General features: G+C 75.2%; 23 protein-coding genes and 1 tRNA gene. 15 read left to right on the plus strand and 9 right to left on the minus strand.

Translation table 11 applies throughout. From position 1 onward, the window contains the following. The first annotated feature begins 182 nt into the window (after window positions 1-182). The 3 genes from IEY94_RS21770 (at window position 183) to IEY94_RS21780 (ending at window position 3,873) form a co-directional block, all read left to right on the plus strand. Complete coding sequence (locus IEY94_RS21770) at window positions 183-1,481, plus strand: aminotransferase class V-fold PLP-dependent enzyme (RefSeq protein ID WP_373291355.1); 1,299 nt, start codon at window positions 183-185, stop codon at window positions 1,479-1,481. Between the two features lie 257 nt (window positions 1,482-1,738). Further along, entirely contained in the window at window positions 1,739-2,602 is an 864-nt protein-coding gene (locus tag IEY94_RS21775) for a serine protease (RefSeq protein ID WP_189172109.1), read from the plus strand. A 449-nt stretch (window positions 2,603-3,051) separates the two neighbouring features. Beyond that, window positions 3,052-3,873, plus strand: a complete 822-nt coding sequence (locus IEY94_RS21780; protein WP_189172110.1) for a S1 family peptidase — start codon at window positions 3,052-3,054, stop codon at window positions 3,871-3,873. A gap of 149 nt (window positions 3,874-4,022) precedes the next feature. Here the strand turns inward: IEY94_RS21780 and IEY94_RS21785 are convergent, their stop codons facing one another. Genes IEY94_RS21785 through IEY94_RS21795 form a run of 3 tightly spaced genes read right to left on the minus strand, consistent with a single transcriptional unit; the run spans window position 4,023 to window position 6,449 of the window. Beyond that, a complete protein-coding gene (locus IEY94_RS21785) occupies window positions 4,023-4,784 on the minus strand; it encodes an amino acid ABC transporter ATP-binding protein (protein ID WP_189172111.1) in 762 nt (253 codons plus the stop codon). Window position 4,785: 1 nt separating this feature from the next. Beyond that, the gene (locus IEY94_RS21790) at window positions 4,786-5,649 is read right to left on the minus strand and encodes an amino acid ABC transporter permease (RefSeq protein ID WP_229784339.1); all 864 of its coding nucleotides are present in this window, start codon (window positions 5,647-5,649) and stop codon (window positions 4,786-4,788) included. Further along, complete coding sequence (locus IEY94_RS21795; protein WP_189172112.1) at window positions 5,631-6,449, minus strand: ABC transporter substrate-binding protein; 819 nt, start codon at window positions 6,447-6,449, stop codon at window positions 5,631-5,633. Before IEY94_RS21795 ends, IEY94_RS21790 begins: the two co-directional genes overlap by 19 nt. Window positions 6,450-6,581: 132 nt before the next feature. Here IEY94_RS21795 and IEY94_RS21800 point away from each other — a divergent pair, with 132 nt between their 5' ends. Beyond that, window positions 6,582-7,025 carry a low affinity iron permease family protein gene (locus tag IEY94_RS21800; RefSeq protein ID WP_229784340.1) on the plus strand — a complete coding sequence of 148 codons (444 nt, stop codon included), beginning with the start codon at window positions 6,582-6,584 and terminating at the stop codon, window positions 7,023-7,025. A 62-nt stretch (window positions 7,026-7,087) separates the two neighbouring features. Here the strand turns inward: IEY94_RS21800 and IEY94_RS21805 are convergent, their stop codons facing one another. Then, complete coding sequence (locus IEY94_RS21805) at window positions 7,088-8,125, minus strand: ROK family protein (RefSeq protein ID WP_189172178.1); 1,038 nt, start codon at window positions 8,123-8,125, stop codon at window positions 7,088-7,090. A gap of 275 nt (window positions 8,126-8,400) precedes the next feature. On the opposite strand from IEY94_RS21805, the gene IEY94_RS21810 reads away from it, so the two are divergent. Further along, window positions 8,401-9,225: a DUF6230 family protein gene (locus tag IEY94_RS21810; protein ID WP_189172113.1), complete on the plus strand. Its 825-nt coding sequence runs from the start codon at window positions 8,401-8,403 to the stop codon at window positions 9,223-9,225. A 14-nt stretch (window positions 9,226-9,239) separates the two neighbouring features. Next, complete coding sequence (locus IEY94_RS21815) at window positions 9,240-10,280, plus strand: DUF6114 domain-containing protein (RefSeq protein WP_189172114.1); 1,041 nt, start codon at window positions 9,240-9,242, stop codon at window positions 10,278-10,280. 10 nt (window positions 10,281-10,290) lie between these two features. On the opposite strand, the gene IEY94_RS21820 is transcribed toward IEY94_RS21815, so the two are convergent. Continuing rightward, the gene (locus IEY94_RS21820) at window positions 10,291-11,961 is read right to left on the minus strand and encodes a DUF885 domain-containing protein (protein ID WP_189172115.1); all 1,671 of its coding nucleotides are present in this window, start codon (window positions 11,959-11,961) and stop codon (window positions 10,291-10,293) included. A 119-nt stretch (window positions 11,962-12,080) separates the two neighbouring features. On the opposite strand from IEY94_RS21820, the gene IEY94_RS21825 reads away from it, so the two are divergent. Then, window positions 12,081-13,127, plus strand: coding sequence for a DMT family transporter (locus IEY94_RS21825; protein ID WP_373291350.1), 1,047 nt, complete (start codon window positions 12,081-12,083; stop codon window positions 13,125-13,127). Between the two features lie 76 nt (window positions 13,128-13,203). Here IEY94_RS21825 and IEY94_RS21830 read toward each other — a convergent pair whose 3' ends face one another. Beyond that, window positions 13,204-14,271 carry a PHP domain-containing protein gene (locus IEY94_RS21830; RefSeq protein ID WP_189172116.1) on the minus strand — a complete coding sequence of 356 codons (1,068 nt, stop codon included), beginning with the start codon at window positions 14,269-14,271 and terminating at the stop codon, window positions 13,204-13,206. Window positions 14,272-14,560: 289 nt separating this feature from the next. Here IEY94_RS21830 and IEY94_RS21835 point away from each other — a divergent pair, with 289 nt between their 5' ends. The 5 genes from IEY94_RS21835 (at window position 14,561) to IEY94_RS21855 (ending at window position 17,529) form a co-directional block, all read left to right on the plus strand. Further along, a complete protein-coding gene (locus IEY94_RS21835) occupies window positions 14,561-15,607 on the plus strand; it encodes a hypothetical protein (RefSeq protein ID WP_189172117.1) in 1,047 nt (348 codons plus the stop codon). 181 nt (window positions 15,608-15,788) lie between these two features. Then, entirely contained in the window at window positions 15,789-16,061 is a 273-nt protein-coding gene (locus tag IEY94_RS21840; RefSeq protein WP_189172118.1) for a hypothetical protein, read from the plus strand. A gap of 130 nt (window positions 16,062-16,191) precedes the next feature. Beyond that, window positions 16,192-16,359, plus strand: coding sequence for a hypothetical protein (locus IEY94_RS21845; RefSeq protein ID WP_189172119.1), 168 nt, complete (start codon window positions 16,192-16,194; stop codon window positions 16,357-16,359). 154 nt (window positions 16,360-16,513) lie between these two features. After that, window positions 16,514-17,029, plus strand: coding sequence for a tRNA adenosine deaminase-associated protein (locus IEY94_RS21850; protein WP_189172181.1), 516 nt, complete (start codon window positions 16,514-16,516; stop codon window positions 17,027-17,029). A gap of 47 nt (window positions 17,030-17,076) precedes the next feature. Further along, a complete protein-coding gene (locus IEY94_RS21855) occupies window positions 17,077-17,529 on the plus strand; it encodes a nucleoside deaminase (RefSeq protein WP_189172182.1) in 453 nt (150 codons plus the stop codon). A gap of 30 nt (window positions 17,530-17,559) precedes the next feature. Here the strand turns inward: IEY94_RS21855 and deoD are convergent, their stop codons facing one another. Further along, entirely contained in the window at window positions 17,560-18,267 is a 708-nt protein-coding gene (gene deoD / locus IEY94_RS21860; RefSeq protein WP_189172120.1) for a purine-nucleoside phosphorylase, read from the minus strand. Between the two features lie 78 nt (window positions 18,268-18,345). On the opposite strand from deoD, the gene IEY94_RS21865 reads away from it, so the two are divergent. From IEY94_RS21865 to IEY94_RS21875, 3 genes are all read left to right on the plus strand, one after another. After that, window positions 18,346-18,435: transfer RNA gene (locus IEY94_RS21865), tRNA-Ser, on the plus strand. Window positions 18,436-18,562: 127 nt separating this feature from the next. After that, complete coding sequence (locus IEY94_RS21870) at window positions 18,563-18,856, plus strand: GNAT family N-acetyltransferase (RefSeq protein ID WP_189172121.1); 294 nt, start codon at window positions 18,563-18,565, stop codon at window positions 18,854-18,856. Then, entirely contained in the window at window positions 18,802-18,984 is a 183-nt protein-coding gene (locus IEY94_RS21875) for a hypothetical protein (RefSeq protein ID WP_189172122.1), read from the plus strand. Before IEY94_RS21870 ends, IEY94_RS21875 begins: the two co-directional genes overlap by 55 nt. A 110-nt stretch (window positions 18,985-19,094) precedes the next feature. Here IEY94_RS21875 and IEY94_RS21880 read toward each other — a convergent pair whose 3' ends face one another. Both IEY94_RS21880 and IEY94_RS21885 read right to left on the minus strand, forming a co-directional pair. Then, window positions 19,095-19,295, minus strand: a complete 201-nt coding sequence (locus tag IEY94_RS21880; RefSeq protein WP_189172123.1) for a helix-turn-helix transcriptional regulator — start codon at window positions 19,293-19,295, stop codon at window positions 19,095-19,097. Continuing rightward, window positions 19,292-19,705, minus strand: a complete 414-nt coding sequence (locus IEY94_RS21885; protein ID WP_189172124.1) for a hypothetical protein — start codon at window positions 19,703-19,705, stop codon at window positions 19,292-19,294. The genes IEY94_RS21880 and IEY94_RS21885 overlap by 4 nt, the downstream gene beginning before the upstream one ends. Between the last annotated feature and the right edge of the window lie 25 nt (window positions 19,706-19,730).

Below are 19,730 nucleotides of genomic sequence, written 5' to 3' on the forward strand. Positions count from 1 at the left end.
CGCCCCGCGGCCGGCTTGCCGTTTCCCGGCGGCCGATTCCCGGTTCACGGCGGCGTCGGTATGGTGTGTGGATGGCTGTCGATATGGAGGATCCCGCCGCGATGAAGAATTCGGTCGCGATGGAGGATCCCGTGGTCCCGGACGGGGTCGGCGCGCCGCTGCTGCCGGTCGTCGGCGGCGGGATGCCGGTGCCCGTGGTCACCGGCGGCACGGTGCCGTACGCGAACCTGGACTACGCCGCCAGCGCCCCCGCGCTGCAGTCGGTGGCCGACCGGCTCAACACGGTGCTGCCGTACTACGCGAGCGTGCACCGCGGGGCCGGGTACGCGTCCCAGGTCACCACGTCGCTGTTCGAGGCGGCCCGCACGGCGGTCGCCGGGTTCGTCGGCGCCCGGCCGGACGACGCGGTGATCTTCACCCGCTGTACCACCGACGCCCTCAACCTGGCCGCCCGCGCGGTCCCGGCCGACGGCGAGGTGGTGTTCCTCGACGTCGAGCACCACGCCAACCTGCTGCCCTGGCGCACCCGCGCGCACCGCTGCGTCGAGGGGGCCGACACGCTCGCCGAGACCCTCGAGCGGCTCGCCGCCGCGCTGGCCGAGCGCCCGGCCGCCCTGGTGGCGATCACCGGCGCGTCCAACGTCTCCGGCGAGGTCACCCCGCTGCGCGACGTGGTCGCGCTGGCCCACGGCCACGGCGCCCGGGTGCTGGTCGACGCCGCCCAGCTCGCCCCGCACCGGCCGATCGACCTGGCCGCCACCGGCGTCGACTACCTGGCGTTCGCCGGCCACAAGCTGTACGCGCCGTTCGGCGCCGGGGCGCTGGTCGGCCGCCGGGACTGGCTGGACGCGGCCGAGCCGTTCCTGTACGGCGGCGGCGCGGTCCGCGACGTCACCCCCGACGCGATCACCTGGACCACCGGGCCGTCCCGGCACGAGGCCGGCTCGCCGAACGTGCTCGGCGCGGTGGCGATGGGCGCCGCGGCGACCGCGCTCGGCGCCCTGCCCGCGGGCGCGATGGAGGCGCAGGAACTGGCGCTGCGCGGCCGGCTGATGGCCGGGCTGGCCGACCTCGGCGCGCGGATCGTCCGGATCTGGGAGGACGCCCCCGACGTGATCGGCCTGGCCACCTTCACCCTGGACGGCCACGACCCGGCGAGGGTGGCCGCGTACCTGTCCGCCGAGCACGGCATCGGCGTGCGGACCGGCCGGTTCTGCGCGCACCCGCTGTTCGCCCGGCTCGGCTTCGGCCGGGAGGGGGCGCTGCGGGCCAGCTTCGGCGTCGGCTCGCCGGCCAGCGACATCGACCGGCTGATCGAGGCGCTGGGCACGTACCTGAAGGACGGCCCGCGCTGGCAGTACGCCGCCACCGCGCAGGGCTGGCTGCCCCAGCCGGACACCCGCGCCTGGCCGGCGTGGGCCGACGTGAACCCCGGCGCCGGGCCGGGCATGTCGCCGTGCGCGGCGAACCCGCTCGGCTGAACCTCCGTACGAAAACCCCGCCGCGCTGACCCGCGCGGCGGGGTTTTCCGTATCCATCGACAGGCGCGGCCCGGGCGGGCGGTGTCCGAAAAGTGCGCCACTGATCCGGCTATCCGAATGTTTTCGCAGCTCAGATGGGATGAGCTATCGACAATGACGGATTGATTGGGCCAGGATGACGGGGTACGAAAAAGAAGTCGCGCGAACGTTCACAGCGCTTCGCGGCGTCGTCTGTATCGTCCCGTATGGAGTCTGTTGTGAATCGTCGTACCGTGGGCGCGCTCGGCGCGCTCGCCACCGGTGTGACCCTCGCTCTGGTGGCCGCCAACGCACACGCCAGCCCCCTCCCGGAATTCCCCGCCGCGCCCGGCGCGCACGCCACCGGGGACCCGCCCGGATCAACCGACGACCCGCAGGGCATCGTCGGCGGCAAGCCCGCCGCCGAGGGCGCCTACCCCTGGATGTCCCACCTGGCCGTCCAGACCGCCGGCGGCACCTTCGTCTGCGGCGGCTCGCTGATCTCGCCCGACATCATCCTGACCGCCGCCCACTGCCTGGAGGGCGCGACCAAGGTCACCGCCAGCATCGGCAAGGTCAGGTTCAAGGACGGCGTCCAGCGCACCGGCACCAAGTTCAAGGCCGGGCCCGGCCCCGAGAAGGGCGACTGGGCCGTGATCCGGCTGGACAGCGAGTACAAGGCCCCGGCCTTCGCCGCGCTGCCCGCCGACGCCGGCAAGGACAAGGAGCCCAAGTTCATGGTCATGGGCTGGGGCGCCACGTCCGAGGGCGGCAAGACCAGCGAGACGCTCATGCAGGTCGAGGTCCCGCTCGTCCCGGACAGCAAGTGCGGCCCGGCCGCTCGGGTCGAGGTCTGCGCCGGCGACCTGGAGAAGGGCGGCAAGGACACCTGCCAGGGCGACTCGGGCGGCCCGCTCGCGGTCAGGAGCGGCAGCAAGTGGGTGCTGGTCGGCGTGACGAGCTGGGGCAAGGGCTGCGCCAAGCCCAACGAGCCCGGCCACTACGCGCAGCTCAGCGCCCTGCTCGGCCCGGTGAAGGCCGCGATCAAGGAGCTGGGCGGGGTGGCCCCGGCCGAGGAGGGCGATTCGCCCGCCGGGGCCTGAACCCCGTCCCGACACCGGCGACCCGCGGCCCCGGCCCGGGTCGCCGGTGCGCCCGTACCGCCGGGACTATCGACAAACGCCGATCCGTAGGGGCAAAATGGCCTGACCCCGCCCGCACCCGGTTTTCCGGGTCGGCCCGGACGGGTACCGCCTCCACCACCCCGGAGTCCGCCGCCGTCCCACCCGAACCCGCCGCGCCCGCGCCACCCGCCGGCCGGCATCGACGCCCACCGGCGCGCCCCGGCCGCCGGCGACCTCCCCCAGCCACGGATCGTGGGGTCCCGCGGGGGCCCGGCCAACGCAGCCGCGGGCCCCACGATCCGTCCTCCCCGCCGCCGCGCCGCGCGCGGGGGGCGGGTGGAACCTCGCGCGACACCGCCGCACCGCGCCCCGCCGCCCGCGGGGCCGGTTCACAATGCGGGCGACGCCGTCGCACCCGAGGAGAATCCATGCCCCGCCCCCTCCGCGCGCTGGCCGCCGCCGCGCTCGCCCTCCCCGCCGCCCTCGCCGCGCCGGCGGCCGCGGCCGCCGCCGGCCCCACCGGCACCGGCCCGGCCCCGCGGCTGCACATCGTCGGCGGCCGGACGGCGACCGACGGCGCGTACCCGTGGATGGCCCGCATCCGGGTGCCGCTGGGCGAGGGCGCGTACGCCGTCTGCGGCGGCACCCTGCTGTCGCCGGACATCGTGCTGACCGCCCAGCACTGCCTCGCCGGGGCGGCGAGCGTGGAGGCGTTCGTCGGCCGGGTCGACTGGCGGGCCGCCGAGCCGGCCGGGCTGCGCCGCACCGGCGCCGGGTACCTGCTCGGCGCCGGCCCCGGCCGCGGCGACTGGGCGGTGGCCCGGCTGAGCGAGCCGGTGCCGCTGCCGGCGTACCCGCTGCTGCCGGCCACCGACGCGCACGACAGCGGCCCGACGTTCCGGGCGCTCGGGTACGGCAAGACGTCGTTCGAGGCCGAGCGGGGCGAGCAGTACCTGCGCGAGGTCGACCTGCCGCACGTCCCGGACGTGCGCTGCGGCGCCACCTCGACGGTGGAGATGTGCGCCGGCGACTGGGACCGGGGCGGCATCGACACCTGCACCGGCGACTCGGGCGGGCCGCTGCTCAAGCGGGTCAGCGCCGGCTGGGTGCAGGTGGGGATCACCAGCCGCGGGTACCGGTGCGCGGTGGCGAACTCGCCGGGCCGGTACACCCGGGTCTCGCACTACAGCCGGGAGCTGCGCGCGGCGATCGCCCTGCTCGGCGGCCGCCCGGCCACCCTCCTGCCCTGACCGCGCCACCCCGGCCGGGACCCGTCCGGCGGCCCGGCCCGACGGCCCGATGAAACCGGCCCGGTCGGCGTCGAGGGGGCCGACGCCGGCCGGGCCGGTGGCTGCGCGGCCGCTGCCGGCCGGTGCCCGGACGCCGGTGCGCCGGGGGGTCAGTGCTCCAGGACGCGGCGGAGGAACTCCCTGGTCCGGGACTGCTTCGGGTCGCCCAGCACCCCGTCCGGCGGCCCGGACTCGACGATCGTGCCGCCGTCCATGAACGCCACCCGGTCGGCCACCTCGCGGGCGAAGCCCATCTCGTGCGTGACGACCATCATCGTCATGCCCTCGGCGGCCAGCGACCGCATGACCCCCAGCACCTCGCCCACCAGCTCCGGGTCGAGCGCGCTGGTCGGCTCGTCGAACAGCATCAGCTCGGGGCTCATCGCCAGCGACCGGGCGATGGCCGCCCGCTGCTGCTGCCCGCCGGAGAGCTGCGCCGGGTACGCCGCCGCCTTGTCGGCCAGGCCCACCCGCTCCAGGTTGGCCCGGGCGACCGCCTCGGCCTCCCGGCGCGGCCGGCGCAGCACCCGCCGCTGGGCGATCGTCACGTTCTGCAGGACCGTCAGGTGCCCGAACAGGTTGAACTGCTGGAACACCATGCCGATCCGCCGGCGCACCCCGTCGAGGTCGCAGTCGGGGTCGGTGACCTCGACGCCGGCCACCCGGACGGTGCCGCCGGTCGGCTCCTCCAGCAGGTTCACGCAGCGCAGCAGCGTCGACTTGCCCGACCCGGACGGCCCGATCACGCAGACCACCTCGCCGCGGGCGACGGCCAGGTCGACGCCGGTGAGGACGTCCAGCGCGCCGAACGACTTGCGCAGCCCGCGCACCTCGATCGCCGGCGCCGCCGCGGTGCTCACGTGCCCGGACATGTCACCGCCTCCCCGCGCCGCGGCGTTCGAGGCGCTGGACGAGCTGCGACAGCGGCAGCGTGATCAACAGGTACATGAACCCGGCCACCACCAGGGGCGTGGCGTTGACCCGGGTGTTCAGCGCGTCGCCGGCGAACTTGGTCACCTCGATGCTCGTGGCGGTCACCCCGAGGACGTACGCCAGCGAGGTGTCCTTGGTCAGCATGATGAACTCGTTGGTCAGCGGCGGGATGACGATCCGCAGCGCCTGCGGCAGCACGATCGACACCATCGCCCGGGCGTGCGACATGCCCAGCGACCGGGCGGCCTCCAACTGCCCGCGCGGCACGGCCTGGATGCCGGCCCGCAGCGTCTCGGCCATGTACGCCGCCGCGCACAGGCCGAGGCCGAGCGCCACCGAGCCGTACACGCCGCCGGCGATCTGCAGGTCCGGGAAGGCCAGCGGCACGCCGAAGCCGACCATGAACAGCACCAGCAGGGCGGGCAGGCCGCGGAACAGTTCGATGTAGGCGGTGGCGAACCAGCGGTACGGCAGGATCGACGACAGCCGCATCAGCGCCAGTGCCATCCCGGCCAGCAGTCCGAAGGCGAACGCCAGGACCGTGAACAGCAGGGTGTTGACCAGCGCCACCGTGATGATCTCGGGGAACATCGAGGCGGCGATGTCGGTCCGGGCGAACGCGGCGCGCAGCCGGGCCCAGTCCGCGCCGAACCCGATCGCCGCCGCCGCGGCGGCGAACACGGCGTACCCGGCGAGCCGGACGAGCCGCTGGCGCTGCCGCCGGCCGAGCCGGCGCCGCGGGGGCGCCGGGGGCGCCGCGGCCGGCGGCGCGGTACCGGTCGCGCTCAACTCGTCGCGATCCACTTCTGGTAGACCTTGTCGTACGTGCCGTCGGTGCGCGCGTCGAGCAGCACCTTGTTGATGGTCTTGAGCAGCTCGGGGTTGCCGCCCTTCTTGACCGCGAAGCCGTACTTCTCGCCGGTGTCGAAGGTCGCGCCGATCTTGTACTTGGCCGGCTCCTTCTTCACCTGCAGGGCGAGCACGGGCATGTCGTTGACGGCGGCCTCGACCTGGTTGGTGGCGAGCGCCTGCTGGAGCGCGGCCAGGTCCTTGTACGCGACGATCTCCAGGCCGAGCTTGCCGTCCTTGTTCTGCTTCTCGGTGTAGTCGGCGCCGGTCGTGGTCGCCTGGACGCCCACCTTCTTGCCCTTGAGGTCCTCGAGCGACTGGTGCGGGGCGCCGGACCGGACGAGCATCGCCTGGGTGGCGTTGAAGTACGGCTCGGAGAAGTCGAGCACCTGCTGCCGCTCCGCGGTGATCGTCATGCCCGCGGCGGCCACGTCGCATTGGCCCGAGTTGAGCGCCTGGCCGGACTTGATGCCCTCGAACGGCATGTCCTTGATCTCCTGGGTGGCGCCGACCTTCTGCGCCACGATGTCGATCAGCTCGACGTCGAAGCCGACCACCTTGCCGCTGGCGTCCTTGAACTGGAACGGCTCGTACGGCAGGTGCGTGCAGGTGGTGAGCTTGCCGGACGTGACCAGGTTGACCCCGGCGTCGGTGGTGGTGCCGGCCTCCTTCTTGGTGCAGCCGCTCGCGGCAACAGCGACGATCAGGGTGGATACGACCAGCGCGGGCCGCAGCTTGCTCCAGCGGGGTGTCATCGCCGGATCATCGCTGAGCCCCGGGCGGCTCCGCCACCCGGGGCGGGGAATCGATGCGTAACGGTGTCCGGGATCGGGTAAGGACGCGCCAACCCCCGCACCGCGCGGGTCGGTAGCGGACGAGGAGGCGGCATGGTGGCCCGGCAGCGCGACGCCCGGACCGTACCCAGTGGACAGCGCGACGCGGTGATGCCCACCGCGATCGACGGCCGATTGTCGTTCTTCGACCGGTGCGCCACTGGCGTGTCCCGGTTCGCGTCGCGGGCCACGTTCTTCGCCTCGTGCGTCCTGCTCGTCCTGGTCTGGGCGCCGTCGTACTTCCTCCTCGGCGACCTGGACACCTGGCAGCTCATCATCAACACCGCGACGACGATCGTCACGTTCCTGCTGGTGGCGCTGCTACAGAACACCCAGCGCCGGGCCGACGAGGCGGTGCAGCACAAGCTGAACGCGATCGCCGACGCCCTGGCCGACCTGATGGCCGACCGCGCCGAGGTGCACCCGCGCGGCTCGCTGACCCGCGACCAGGAGGAGCTGCGCGCCGCCGTCGGCCTGGAGAACCGCGAGAGCGCCTGACCCGCCCGCCCCGTCGCCCGACCGGCCCGGCCCCGTCGCCCGGTCGGGTGGTGCGGCCCCGGTCAGCCCGGGAACGGGCCCGTCGGGGCCTCGTGCCGGCCGCCGCCCGGCACGGCCGCCGCCGCGGCCAGCGCCGCCCCGCGCGCCCCGGCCATGTCCAGGTCCGGGACCAGCGCGAACGTCGACACCGCCCGCTGCTCCGCCCGCAGCGTCGTGTGCTCCCGGACCCGGTCCAGGAACCAGTCCCGGAACGTCGGCGCCGCCTCGACCACGCCGCCGCCGAGCAGGTACACGTCCGGGTCGATCACGTTCGCCACGATCGTCAGCAGCCGGCCGATCGCCGCCGCCTGCTGCTCGAAGATCCGCAGCGCCAGCCCGTCGCCCTGCTCGGCCAGCCCGCGCACCTGCCGGGCCGCGGTCCGCGGCGCCTCGCCGGCGAGCCGGTGCTCGGGGTGCCGCTCCAGCCAGTACGGCAGCAGGTGCTTCTCGATCGCGGTCAGCGAGGCGACGCTCTCGGCGTCGCCGGCCGTGCCGCACTGGCAGACCGGGACCGGCTGGCCCGGCTCCAGCAGCCCGTCCAGCGGGATCGGCACGTGCCCCAGCTCGCCGGCCATCCCGGCCGCGCCGGTCAGCACCCGCCCGTTGACGACCAGCCCGCCGCCCAGCCCGGTCCCGACGATCACCGACACCGAGGTGCCGCCGTCGGCGTGCGCGCCCAGGTGGTGCCGGTGCGCGTACAGCGCCGCGGCGTTGCCGTCGTTCTGGTACACCACCGGCACCCCGAGCCGCTTCTCCAGCTCGCTGCGCACGTCGTACCCGCGCCACGCCGGGTGGACGAAGTTCGTCGAACCGCGCTCGGAGATCACCCCGGCGGCGCTCGCCGGCCCCGGCGTGTCCAGGCCGACCGCGGCCACCCGGCCGGGGTCGACCCGGGTCAGGGCGAGGATCTGCTCGTACGCCGCGGCCAGCGCCGCCACCGCCGCCTCGGGCCCCTCCTGCACCCGGCTGGGGCTCTCCACCATCGCGTCCACCAGGAACCGGCCGCCGGCGAGGACGGTCGCGTTGTTGGTCGTCCCGCCGTTGTCGAGGCCGACGACCAGGGGCTCGGGCTGCATCGCGGTCATGGCCCCATCCTGGCGGCTGCCGGCCCGCCCGGCAGGGCGAATCGCCCCAATGATCACCCGCTGCGCCCTCCCCGGCGGAGCCGGGCAGTTCCCGTCGGCCAACCGGTCCGTCCGTTCGGCGGTGAACCGGGCGGGTGCCTCGTTCGTACGACCGGGCGCCGCACCGCCGGTGGTGCCGCCGGGCGCCGACAGCGGGCAGGATCGATTTCCCCGCGGGAGGACGATTCACCGACGTCCATGAGGAGGCCCCCATGCCACACCCCAGCGGCCGCCCCACCCGCCCCCACCACCCCACCCGCACCAACCCCGGCCACCCGCCCCGGCCGGCCGAGCACGGCGGCCACCCGCCGCACAGCCACCCCGGCCGGGCCCCGGCCAACCCCGGCCACCCCGCGCCGACCCCGCGGGCCGCCCGCCACGCGGCCCCCGAGGGCGGCGGGTACGGCCGGGGGCCGAGCCGGACCGCCCCCGCCCGGACCCCCGCGAACGGCACCCCGGGACCCGGCGGCCGGACCGGCCGCGCCCCGGCCAGGGGCCGCCTCCGGCCGGGCCGCGTCCTCCTCGTCGCCGTCCTCGGCCTGGCCGCCGCCGCCGGGCTCACGTACGCCGTGTCCGACGGCCGGGTGGCCGCCTCGCTGGCCCAGGCCGGCCAGCCGGTGAAGATCTCCGCCGCCCGGCTGGAGGGCGACCGGGTCGTCCAGTACGGCGACGGCACCACCCCCGGCACGGTCGCCACCATCGGCGAGGCCCGGCTGTACGACCTCTGCCAGTCCCTGCGCGTCCCCGGCCTGCCGCTGGTCCTCTCCGCCCGGTCCGGCCGCGGCGAGCCCGTCACCGCCCGCGACCTGACGATCGACCTGGCCGCGCTCGCCGGCCGGGCCACCCTCGACGGCGTCGCCGTCGGCCGGGACGCGGGCGACCTCGGCTCGGTCGCCCCCGGCTCGCTCGGCCAGTCCGCCGACCGGGTCGTCATCACCGACCTGCGCCAGGTCGCCCGCGCCAGCAGCGCCGGGAGCTTCCGGCTCAACGGCCTCGACGTCCGCCTCGGCCTCGGCGCCGAGCGCGAGTGCTTCTAGGGCGGGTGGCCACGATGGAGGAGTGCACGCGCTGGCGGCACCGCCGCCCGGTGGCCGGCGGGCTGTTCCTGCTGCTGGCCGGCGGGTGGGTCGCCGCGACCGCGCAGCTCACGGTCCCCGGCCTGCTGCTGGAGCGCGGTACCGCGGGCCTGGCCGCCTGGCTCGTCCCCGCCGCGCTGCTCGGCGCCGGGCTGCTGACCTGGTTCGCGCCCCGGCGGCACCTGCTGTGGGCGGTGCTCGGCGGCGGGGTCGCGCTGTACGCGCTGGTCGGGCTCAACCTCGGCGGCTTCTTCGTCGGCACGCTGCTCGGCGTCGTCGGCGCCGCGCTGACCGCCGGCTGGACCCCCGGCGTCGCCGTCGCGGCCCCGGCCCGGCACCGGGCCCGCGAGCAGGTCCGGCCGGCGACCGCGCTGACCCTGCTCGCCGTGTCGGCGGCGGTGCTCGCGCCGCCCGCGGCCCGGCCCGCGCTCGCCGTACCCTGCCCGCCCGGCGTCATCGCCGCGGGCGACGCCACCGAGGACGCCGAGCGCACCCCCGCCCCGATCCGCCCGTCGCCGGGCAGCGCCGAGGACCGCCGGCTGCGCGAGCGCGAGTGCAGCCCCGACGACCTGCGGCCGGGCCCGGTCGTCACCGTCACCCCGCCGGCCGGGCAGGAGCCGGTCGCCGGCCAGCAGGTCCGGCTGACCGGCGGCGCGGTCGACATGGCCGGCCTGTCGTACGCGGGCGTGGTCGAGCTGCCCATGCACGCCGGCACCATCCGGGCGCTGCGCTTCACCATGGACAGCACCACCGCCACGGACGTCGAGCTGCGGCTGCGCGGCCCGCACGGCGCGGCCGTGGTCACCGGCGGCGCGCTGATGGTCGAGGGCGACGTCGAGCTGTACGCGACCCGGCTGGCCGGCTCGATGGCCGGCGTACGGGTGGAGTACAGCCCGGCCGCGCCCCCGCCGGCCGCCCTCAAGGGGATCTCGCTGCGCACGCCCGCGCTGGACGTGGTGCTGATCGAGAGCGACCGGGTGATCCTGCCGGCCCTGTCGGTCCGGCACGAGCGGTAGCGCGCGGGGACTACAGCCGGGCCATCGCCCGCTGCATCGGGTCCAGGCCGAGCGAGCCGAGGTTGAGCGCGTCCCGGTGGAACGTGCGCAGGTCGAACGCCGCGCCCTTGCGCGCCCGCGCCTCGTCCCGGGCGGCCAGCCAGATCCGCTCGCCGACCTTGTACGACGGCGCCTGCCCGGCCCAGCCGAGGTACCGGTTCAGCTCGAACCGCAGGTTCTCGTCCGCCAGCCGGCAGTGCGCCCGCAGGAAGTCCCAGGCCAGCCGCGGGGTCCACCGCTCGCCGGGGGCGAACCCGAACGGGTTGTCCGCGGGGATCGCCAGGCCCAGGTGCACGCCGATGTCGACGATCACCCGGGCGGCCCGGAACGCCTGCCCGTCCAGCATGCCGAGGCGCTCGCCCGGGTCGGCGAGGTAGCCCAGGTCCTCCATCAGCCGCTCGGCGTACAGGGCCCAGCCCTCGCCGTGCCCGGAGCACCAGGAGAGCTTGCGCTGCCACCGGTTGAGCAGCTCGGCCCGGACCGCGGTCTGCCCGATCTGCAGGTGGTGGCCCGGCACGCCCTCGTGGTACACGGTGGTGACCTCGCGCCAGGTGGAGAACGAGGTGATGCCCTGCGGCACCGCCCACCACATCCGGCCGGGGCGGCTGAAGTCCTCGCTGGGGCCGGTGTAGTAGATCGCGCCGTCGCTGGTCGGGGCGAGGCAGCACTCGATGGTCCGGACCTGCTCCGGGATGTCGAAGTGGGTGCCCTGCAACTCGCTGATCGCCTTGTCGGCGATGACCTGCATCCAGTCCCGGAACGCCTCCTTGCCCTCGATGGTGCGGGCCGGGTCGGCGTCCAGCGCCCGGACGGCCTCGTCGACCGTGGCGCCCGGGCCGGCGATCTCCGCGGCCACCGCGCGCATCTCGGCCTCGATCCGGGCCAGCTCGTGGAAGCCCCAGGCGTACGTCTCGTCCAGGTCGATCTCGGCGCCGAGGAAGTAGCGCGACGCCACCGCGTACGCCTCCCGCCCCCACGCCTGGTCGGCCCGCCCGCGCGGGGCCAGCTCCTCGCGGAGGAACCGGCCGAACGCCGCGGTCGCGGCGGTCGCGTCGATCGCGGCGGCGTCCAGGTCGGCGCGCAGGCCGCCGGTCGCGGCCAGCCGCCGGGCCAGGCCGGGGAACAGGTCGTCGGCGGACGGGTCGGTCCAGGTGGCGCACTGCTGGGCCACCTCGAGGATCTGCGCCCGGGCGGCGACGTGCCCGTCGGCGGCCTCGGCCAGCAGCGTGGTCTGGAACGCCGCCAGCGTCGCCGGGACCGCGCGCAGCCGGGCGACGATGTTCGCCACCGCCGGCTCGCCCTCGGTGGGCATGAGGTCGAACACCGACAGGGTCTGGTGCAGGCCGCTGGCGATGACGTTCATCTGGCTGGCGAGCTGGCCGGCGTCCTGGCGCAGCACGGCGACGGTGAGCCGCTCGGTCATGGCGTCGGCGGCGACCCGCTCGGTCTCGGTGGCCGGGGTGACGGCGGCCAGCGCGGCCAGCGTCCGGCGGGTGTGCGCGTCCCGGGCGGCGTAGCCGTCCCGGGAGAGGTCGGTCAGCCGGTCGTCGTGCCCGGCCAGGCCGCAGTACGTCGCGCCGATCGGATCCAGCTCGGCCCACTCGTCGACGTACCGGTTGGCGATCTCGTCAATGTGTCCCACGCCGCGACCCTACGGGAGCGGCCGGCCGGGCGGGGGGCACGCCATCAGCCGTTCGGCCGGTGTCGGGCCCACCACAAACCGCGTGACAGCGGCCGGCGGCCCGGGGCAGCATGTCAGTGGTGAACCGCGAAACCGCTCCTGACACCACCCCTGCCCCGGCAGCCCCGGCCGGCGGCGACGCCGAGCCGCTGCCGGACGCCCTCTGCGCAGCCCGGACCGCCGACGACGGGCTGGCCGCGGGGACCGCGCCGGACCCGGCCCCGGGGGTCGGGGCGTGGCTGCCGGCGTTCCTGCTCGTGGCCCTCATCTGGGGGGCCAGCTTCCTCTTCATCGAGGTGGCGATCCGCGAGCTGCACCCGCTGTACGTGACCCTGGGCCGGGTCGCCACCGGCGCGATCACCGTGCTGATGGTGCTGAAAGTGACGGGCGGGCGACTTCCGCGCCGGGCCGCCACCTGGGGGCATATGGCGTTCGTCGGGGCGATCGGGGTGGCGCTGCCGTTCACCCTGTTCGGGTACGGCGAGCAGCGCGTCTCGTCCGTCCTGGCCGGCATCTGGAACGCCACCACCCCGCTGGTGGCGCTGCCGCTGGCGGTGCTCGCGTTCCGGACCGAGAAGCTGACCGCCCGCCGGTTGGTCGGCGTCCTGCTCGGCTTCGCCGGCGTGCTGGTGGTGCTCGGGGCGTGGCGGGGGATCGGCGGCAGCGCGCTGACCGGCCAGCTCATGTGCTTCGGCGCGGCCGTCTGCTACGCGGTGGTGATCCCGTACCAGCGCCGGTTCCTCACCGACGTGCCCGGCGGCGGCGTGGCGGTCCCGGCCGGGAACCTGATCATGGCGACGGCGCTGCTGGCCGTCGTCGCGCCGCTGGTGGCCGGGGCGCCGCCGTCCCCGGCGGGGCTGTCCGCGCCGGTGCTGGGCAGCGTGCTGGCGCTGGGCGCGCTGGGCACCGGGCTGGCGTTCGTCCTGCACTTCCGGGTGATCAAGCTCGGCGGGGTGACCACGGGCGCCTCGGTCACGTACGTGATGCCGGTGGTGGCGGTGCTGCTCGGCGCGCTGGTGCTGGACGAGCACGTGGACTGGAACCAGCCGGTCGGCGGCCTCCTGGTCCTGCTGGGCGTGGCGGTCTCCCAGGGCCTGCTGTTCGGCCCGCGCCGCCGCGCGACCTGACCGCCGGCCGGGCGCGCCCGCGCCCCCGCCGGCGCTCCGGCGCGTCCGCGCGCCCCCGGCGTCCGGCGCGGGGCGGTCAGGCGTGGCCCGCCGCCCAGGCCACCAGGTCGTCGGCCGGCAGCGTGTTGACCACCCGGTCCGGGGTGACGCCGCAGGCCACGGCCCGCTGCACCCCGTACGGCAGCCAGTCGAGCTGCCCCGGCGCGTGCGCGTCGGTGTCGATGGCGAACCGGCAGCCGGCCTCCACCGCGAGCCGGAGCAGCCGCTTGGGCGGGTCCAGCCGGTCCGGCCGGGAGTTGATCTCGACGGCCTTGTCGTGCGCGGCGCAGGCGGCGAACACCGCCGCGGCGTCGAACTCGCTCGGCGGCCGGGTCCGCCCGGCCCGGTGCCCGCGGTCGCCGGACCCGGCGAGCCCGGCGTCGGCGGCGCTGACCTTGCGGCCGGTGCAGTGGCCGAGGATGTCCAGGTGCGGGTTGGCGACCGCGGCCAGCAGGCGCGCGGTCATCTTCTCGCTCGGGTCGCGCAGTCCGCTGTGGACCGAGCCGACGACCACGTCCAGCCGGGCGAGCAATTCGTCGGACTGATCCAGCGACCCGTCGGCGAGGATGTCGACCTCGATCCCGGTGAGGATCCGGAAGCCGTCCGGGAGCTGGGCGTTCAGGGCGGCGACGTGGTCGAGCTGCCGGCGCAGCCGGTCGGCGGTCAGGCCGCGGGCGACGGTGAGCCGGGGGGAGTGGTCGGTGAGCACCAGGTACTCGTGGCCGAGCCCGACCGCGGCCAGTGCCATCTCCTCGATCGGCGAGCCGCCGTCGGACCAGTCCGAGTGCAGGTGGCAGTCGCCGCGCAGGGCCGCCCGGAGGGCGGCGGCGGCCTCGTCCGGCGGCGTCCCCTCGGTGGCGTGCAGCCGGCGCAGGTACACCGGCACCTCGCCGGCCAGCGACTCGCCCACGCAGCGGGCGGTGACGTCGCCGACGCCGGGCAGCTCGGTGAGCGTGCCGGCGGCGGACCGGGCGGCCAGCTCGCCGGGGTCCAGCCCGCCGAGGGCGGCGGCCGCCGAGCGGAACGCCTTCACCCGGTACGTCGCCTCGTTGGCCCGCTCCAGGAGGAAGGCGATCTCCCGGAGGTCCGCGATCGGATCCCGCATGGCCCCCAGCCTAGGGTCGGCGGATCGGCGGAGTCCGGCTCACCCGTCCGCCAGATTCGTCCTGATAACTAGCTAAAAAAGGCAAATATTCCCACCAGTACCGCCTGCGTCTTCCGTGTTTCATCCACTTAGAGCGGTTTGGTCGGCTTACGGTTTATCGGTGATGAACAGCCTGACTGTGCGCCCGCTCCTGAATAGTCCGTTTCTGCGGTCAGCGGTCGCGTGCGGCGCAGCGCTCCTGGTAGCCCTGCCCGCGGCCCCGGCGATGGCCCTGGTCTCCGCCACGCCGATGAGCAACACGCCCGACTTCAACGGCAGCATCCACGCCGTCGTGCACGCCGGCGACACGGTGTACGTGGGCGGCGACTTCACCGAGGTGCGGGTCGGCAAGACCAAGTACAAGCGCACCCGGCTGGCCGCCATCGACGCCGACACCGGCGCGCTCAAGCCGTGGCACCCCGACGCGAACGGCCGGGTCCGGGCGCTGACCGCCGCCAACGGCTCGATCTACGCCGGCGGCGCGTTCTCCGCCGTCGACGGCCTGAACCGCGACGGCCTGGTCCGGCTCGACGCCGACAGCGGCGCCGTCGCCGGCGACTTCCGCCCCAACGTCGCCGGCCAGCCGTACGCGCTCGCCGTGGCGAACAACAAGCTGTACCTCGGCGGCACCTTCGGCGCGGTCAACGGCCGCGAGCGGACCCGGCTCGCCGCCGTCGACCCGGTCACCGCCGCGCTCGACCCGGACTGGACCCCGAGCGCCGACGACACCGTGCACACGATGGTCGTCGAGGGCGGCCGGGTGTACCTGGGCGGCAGCTTCCACCGGATCAACGGCACCGGCGGCACGCTGCGGATGGCCGTGGTCAGCCCCGGCACCGGCACGGTCGACCCGACGTTCCGGTCCGGCGCGAAGTACGTCGCGTACAGCATCGCCGTCGGCACCCTCGGCGTCTACGCCGCGCACGGCGGCCCGGGCGGCACCATCGCCGCGTACAGCTTCGGCGGCACCCCCCGCTGGGGCCTGACCACCGACGGCGACGCGCAGGCCGTCGGCGTCAGCAACGGCACGGTCTACTTCGGCGGGCACTTCGACAACGTCTGCCGGACCACCCGGGTGTCCAGCAGCAACGGCGACTGCGTGGACGGCGAGGTCCCGCGGGTGAAGCTCGGCGCGGCCGGCGAGGACGGCCAGCTCACCAACTGGGTCGCCCACGGCAACGGGATCATCGGCGTGAACGCGCTCAGCGCCCAGGCCAGTCGCGACCGGCTCGCCGTGGCCGGTGCCTTCACCGTGATCAACGGGGCCAAGCACCAGCGGTTCGCCCAGTTCCCCTAGCGGAACTGCGGCTGGGTTCCCCCAGCGGACCCGCGGCCGGGTCCCCTGGCGGACCTGCGGCCGGTTCCCCCAGCGGACCCGCGGCGCCGGAACCGGGTCGCCGCGACCTGCGCCCGGACGGGCCCCGGACGGCACGCGCGCGTGTCATCCTGGGCCCGTCCGGCATTTTCGGGAGGGCGGGTTGACCGACGGGTACCGCGAACCGCACCCGGTGCGGCTGCCGAGCGCGCTCGGCGGCGCCGCGGCCGGGATGTTCTGGCTGTGGCTGTGGCTGACCCACACACCCCCGTCCGTGGGACCCCGGACGGGGGTAGCGATCGGCTGGCTGCTGGGCGCGGCTGCGACGATCGGCCTCACCCGGTCCGGCGACCGCGGGGTGGCCGTCGGCACCGCCGTCGGGCTGGCCCTGGGCGGCGCGATCGCCGTCCTCAACGGCTGGATCACCGGCGGATGACCAGCGTGTCATCACGCAGAGTGTCGTACTTGTGACCGATAAGGGATGACCGTTCGACCGATTGCGCCCACCCGGACGAGTGCGGCGCCGTGACTTGACGGTGGACGGGCCCAATCGGCACGCTCCCCACATGGCATGGACGTTGGAGCGCCCCGATCCGGACCGTCACCGCCGGCGGCTGAAGCTGCTCGCCGAGCTGGCGGGCGCGCGGAGCGTGCGCGACCTGCCGGCGCCCCGGCGGGTCCGGGCCAGCCGGGTCAACAACCTGATCGCGGCCCGCCGCCGGCTGGTCGGCTGACCCGGCCGGCTTCACCCGACGGGATTCCCGGCGTTGCGCGCCGCACCGCGCCCGACAGCCACTAGCGTCACCCTGCGAGGGTTGCGCCGTCCCGTCATCCGTGGCCGGTACGGTCGTTGATGCCGGCGGTTGCCGCAAATCGGTTGGGGGTGTGGTGTCGTACTTCGCTGCTGCGGCGGTCCGCCGGAAGGAAAAGTGGTGGGCGGCTGAGCTGAGCCTGTCCGGGGTCTCCGACGTCGAGGACGTCGCCGACCGCCTGCGCGACGTCGACCCCGACGCCGACCTGTCCCTGCTGTTCGTCGAGTCCGACGACGCGTACCTGGTGATCATGCGGCTGGACGAGGGCGAGGACCTCCGGGTGTTCGGCTCGGACTCCGTCTTCGCCGCCGAATCCCGGCTCGGCGCCCTGCTGCTCGGCGACGTCGAGGTCCCCGCCCTCGACCTGGACGAGGCGGCCGAGCCCGCCGGCCCCGACGAGGACGCCCCCCGCGCGGTCGAGCCCGACGTCGACCCGGTCGGCGACGCCGACCTGCTCGCCGACCTCGGCGTCAGCTCGCACCAGCTCCTCGCCCTCTGCGCCCACGACGGCATGCTCCCCGCCGACGTGACCGCCAAGGTCAGCCACTCCATCGGCTGCGCCGACGAGGTCGACGAGCTGCGCGAGGCGTGAGCGCCGTGAGCGCCGCCCCGCTGCGCCGCGCCCGGCACGAGCAGTGGATGCGCCGCGCCCTGTCCGTCGCCGCCCCGCCCCCCGCGGACGAGCACACCATCGCCGCCGACATCCCGGTCGGCGCCGTCGTGTACGGCCCGACCGGCACCGAGCTGGCCACCGGCCGCAACGAGCGCGAGCGCCGCGCCGACCCCACCGCCCACGCCGAACTCCTCGCCCTGCGCCGCGCCGCCGCCGCGCTGGGGAACTGGCACCTCGACGGCTGCACCCTGGTGGTCACCCTCGAACCGTGCACGATGTGCGCCGGGGCGATCGTGCTGTCCCGGCTGGCGGTGGTGGTGTTCGGCGCGTGGGAGCCGAAGACCGGGGCGGCGGGCTCGCTGTACGACGTGCTGCGCGACCCGCGGCACAACCACCGCCCCGAGGTGTACCCCGGCGTCCTGGCCGGCGACTCGGCGACCCTGCTGCGCGACTTCTTCGGCCGCCCCCCGACGAGCTGACCGGCGCTGCCGCCGGTCCGGGGTGCGGGCTCAGGTGAGGGCGGCGTCCAGGGCGACCGCCACCATGTCGGTGAACGACCGCTCCCGCTCGTCCGCCGTCATGTGCTCGCCGCGCGGCAGGTGGTCGCTCACCGTCAGCAGCGTCAGCGCCCGCGCCCCGGCCCGCGCCGCCTCGGTGTACAGCGCCGCCGACTCCATCTCCACCGCCAGCACCCCGTACGCCGCCAGCCGCCCGTACAGGTCCGCCCGGTCGCTGTAGAACGCGTCCGTGGCGAACACCGGCCCCACCCGCAGCGCCACCCCGCGCGCCGCCGCCGCGTCGACAGCCGCCCGCAGCAGCCCGAAGTCCGCCACCGGCGCGTAGTCGACCAACCCGTCGAAGCGCACCCGGTTCATCTGCGAGTCCGTCGCGGAACCGCTCGCGGCCACCACGTCCCGCACGGCCAGGTCGTCGCGGATCGCGCCGCAGCTCCCCACCCGCAGGATCGTCGTGACGCCGTACTCGTCGAGCAGCTCCCGGGCGTAGATCGCCGCCGACGGCATGCCCATGCCGGAGCCCTGCACCGAGACGGGCTCGCCCCGGTACCGCCCGGTGAATCCCAGCATCCCGCGGACGGTCGAGTAGCACACGGCGTCGGACAGGAAGGTCTCGGCGATCCACTTGGCCCGCTGCGGGTCGCCGGGGAGGAGGACCCGGGGGGCGATGTCGCCGGGGGCGGCGCCGATGTGCGTACTCATGCGGCGATCCTGCCAGGCGGGGGCGGTTTGCGGGGGGCCAGCGCGCCGGGGGGTGGGGGGTCGGGTAGCGTAGGCGGCGGTGGTGTGTCCGAGCGGCCTAAGGAGCACGCCTCGAAAGCGTGTGAGGGTTTACGCCCTCCAAGGGTTCAAATCCCTTCACCACCGCCAATGAACAGGGCGGCGCCCGGCGATTTCGACATTGTCGCCGGGCGTTTCCTCATTCCGTTCGGGTGCTGCCCACAAAGGGCTGTCAGGCATCGTCGACCGATCGGCGGTCGTGCCCACCGGGAGCGCGATGACCGCACCCGAGGCGGCGCGGGACGCCGCCGGGAAGGGCCCGGGGGCGATCATGCTGGAGTGGGCCGGCGACGAGATCCGGTCCTGGGGCCGGCGGTGGCTGAGGATCGACGTGCACCGCCACAACCACGATCTTCAGCGCTACTACGAGCGCCTGGGCTTCGCCAAGGTCGCCGAGCTGACCGCGCCCGACCCGTCCGTACCCGGACGCACCCGCGGCTCGGGCACGCTGGCCCGGTGCTGGATCCGCTGGATCGCCTCGACCTGTTCTTCGCCCTGGCCCTGCCGCTGACCGCCTTCGCTCCGATCGCCGTTGCGGCACTGGGCGCCATCGTCCTGCTGCTCCGCTGGGCGACCGGGCTGTCGGCGCCGCCCGTGCTGTGGGTCTTGCTCGGCCGGGCGGCGGAAGTCTCCTCCTGATAGCCGCCACCTCCACCGACGCCGGAGCTTTCTCGTACTTGCGATACCGATGCAGTACCGGTCGTTCGGCCCGATGTTGGCGTCCGCCGGCTGCATGATCGCCCTGCTGATCACGTGGTTGCGTCAGGGAAGAACAGTTCCTCGATCCGCTCCCCGAACACCGCCGCGATAGCGAAGGCCAGCGGCAAGCTCGGGTCGTACCGGCCCGTCTCGATCGCGTTCACCGTCTGCCGGGAGACGTCCAGCCGGTCCGCCAGGTCGGCCTGGCTCCACCGCCGGGCGGCGCGCAGCTCGCGCAGTCGGTTCCTCACGCGCGCCGGGTCCGCCACCACAGCGTGACCATCCAGGCCAGCAGCCCGCCGATCCACGCCACCAGGACGGACTGCCGCAGCTCGCCCACGCCGGCCGCGTCCAGCAGCCCGGCCACGTACACGCCGGTCATCACCACGCCGAAGCCGACGCTCAGCGCGGTGAGCCAGGCCCGCCGCTGGTACTCGTCGGCCCGCCGGACGGTGCGCACCAGCGCCCGCACGATCCACGCCGCCGGCAGCAGGTTCGCCAGCGACCACGGGACCCGCCACCGCCCGTCGGCCCCGAACAGGCCGGCCTCGGCGATCACCGCCAGCAGGACCAGCGCCAGCACCGCCGGCCACCAGTCGCGCCACTCCGCCCGGCTGCGTCGCCGGTCACTCGCGCTCGCGCGCCGCTCGATCGTCGTCATGCCATCAAAGTAAAGCTCCTTTTAC

This window comes from Pilimelia anulata (genome assembly GCF_014647895.1).
GTDB classification, from domain to species: domain Bacteria; phylum Actinomycetota; class Actinomycetes; order Mycobacteriales; family Micromonosporaceae; genus Pilimelia; species Pilimelia anulata.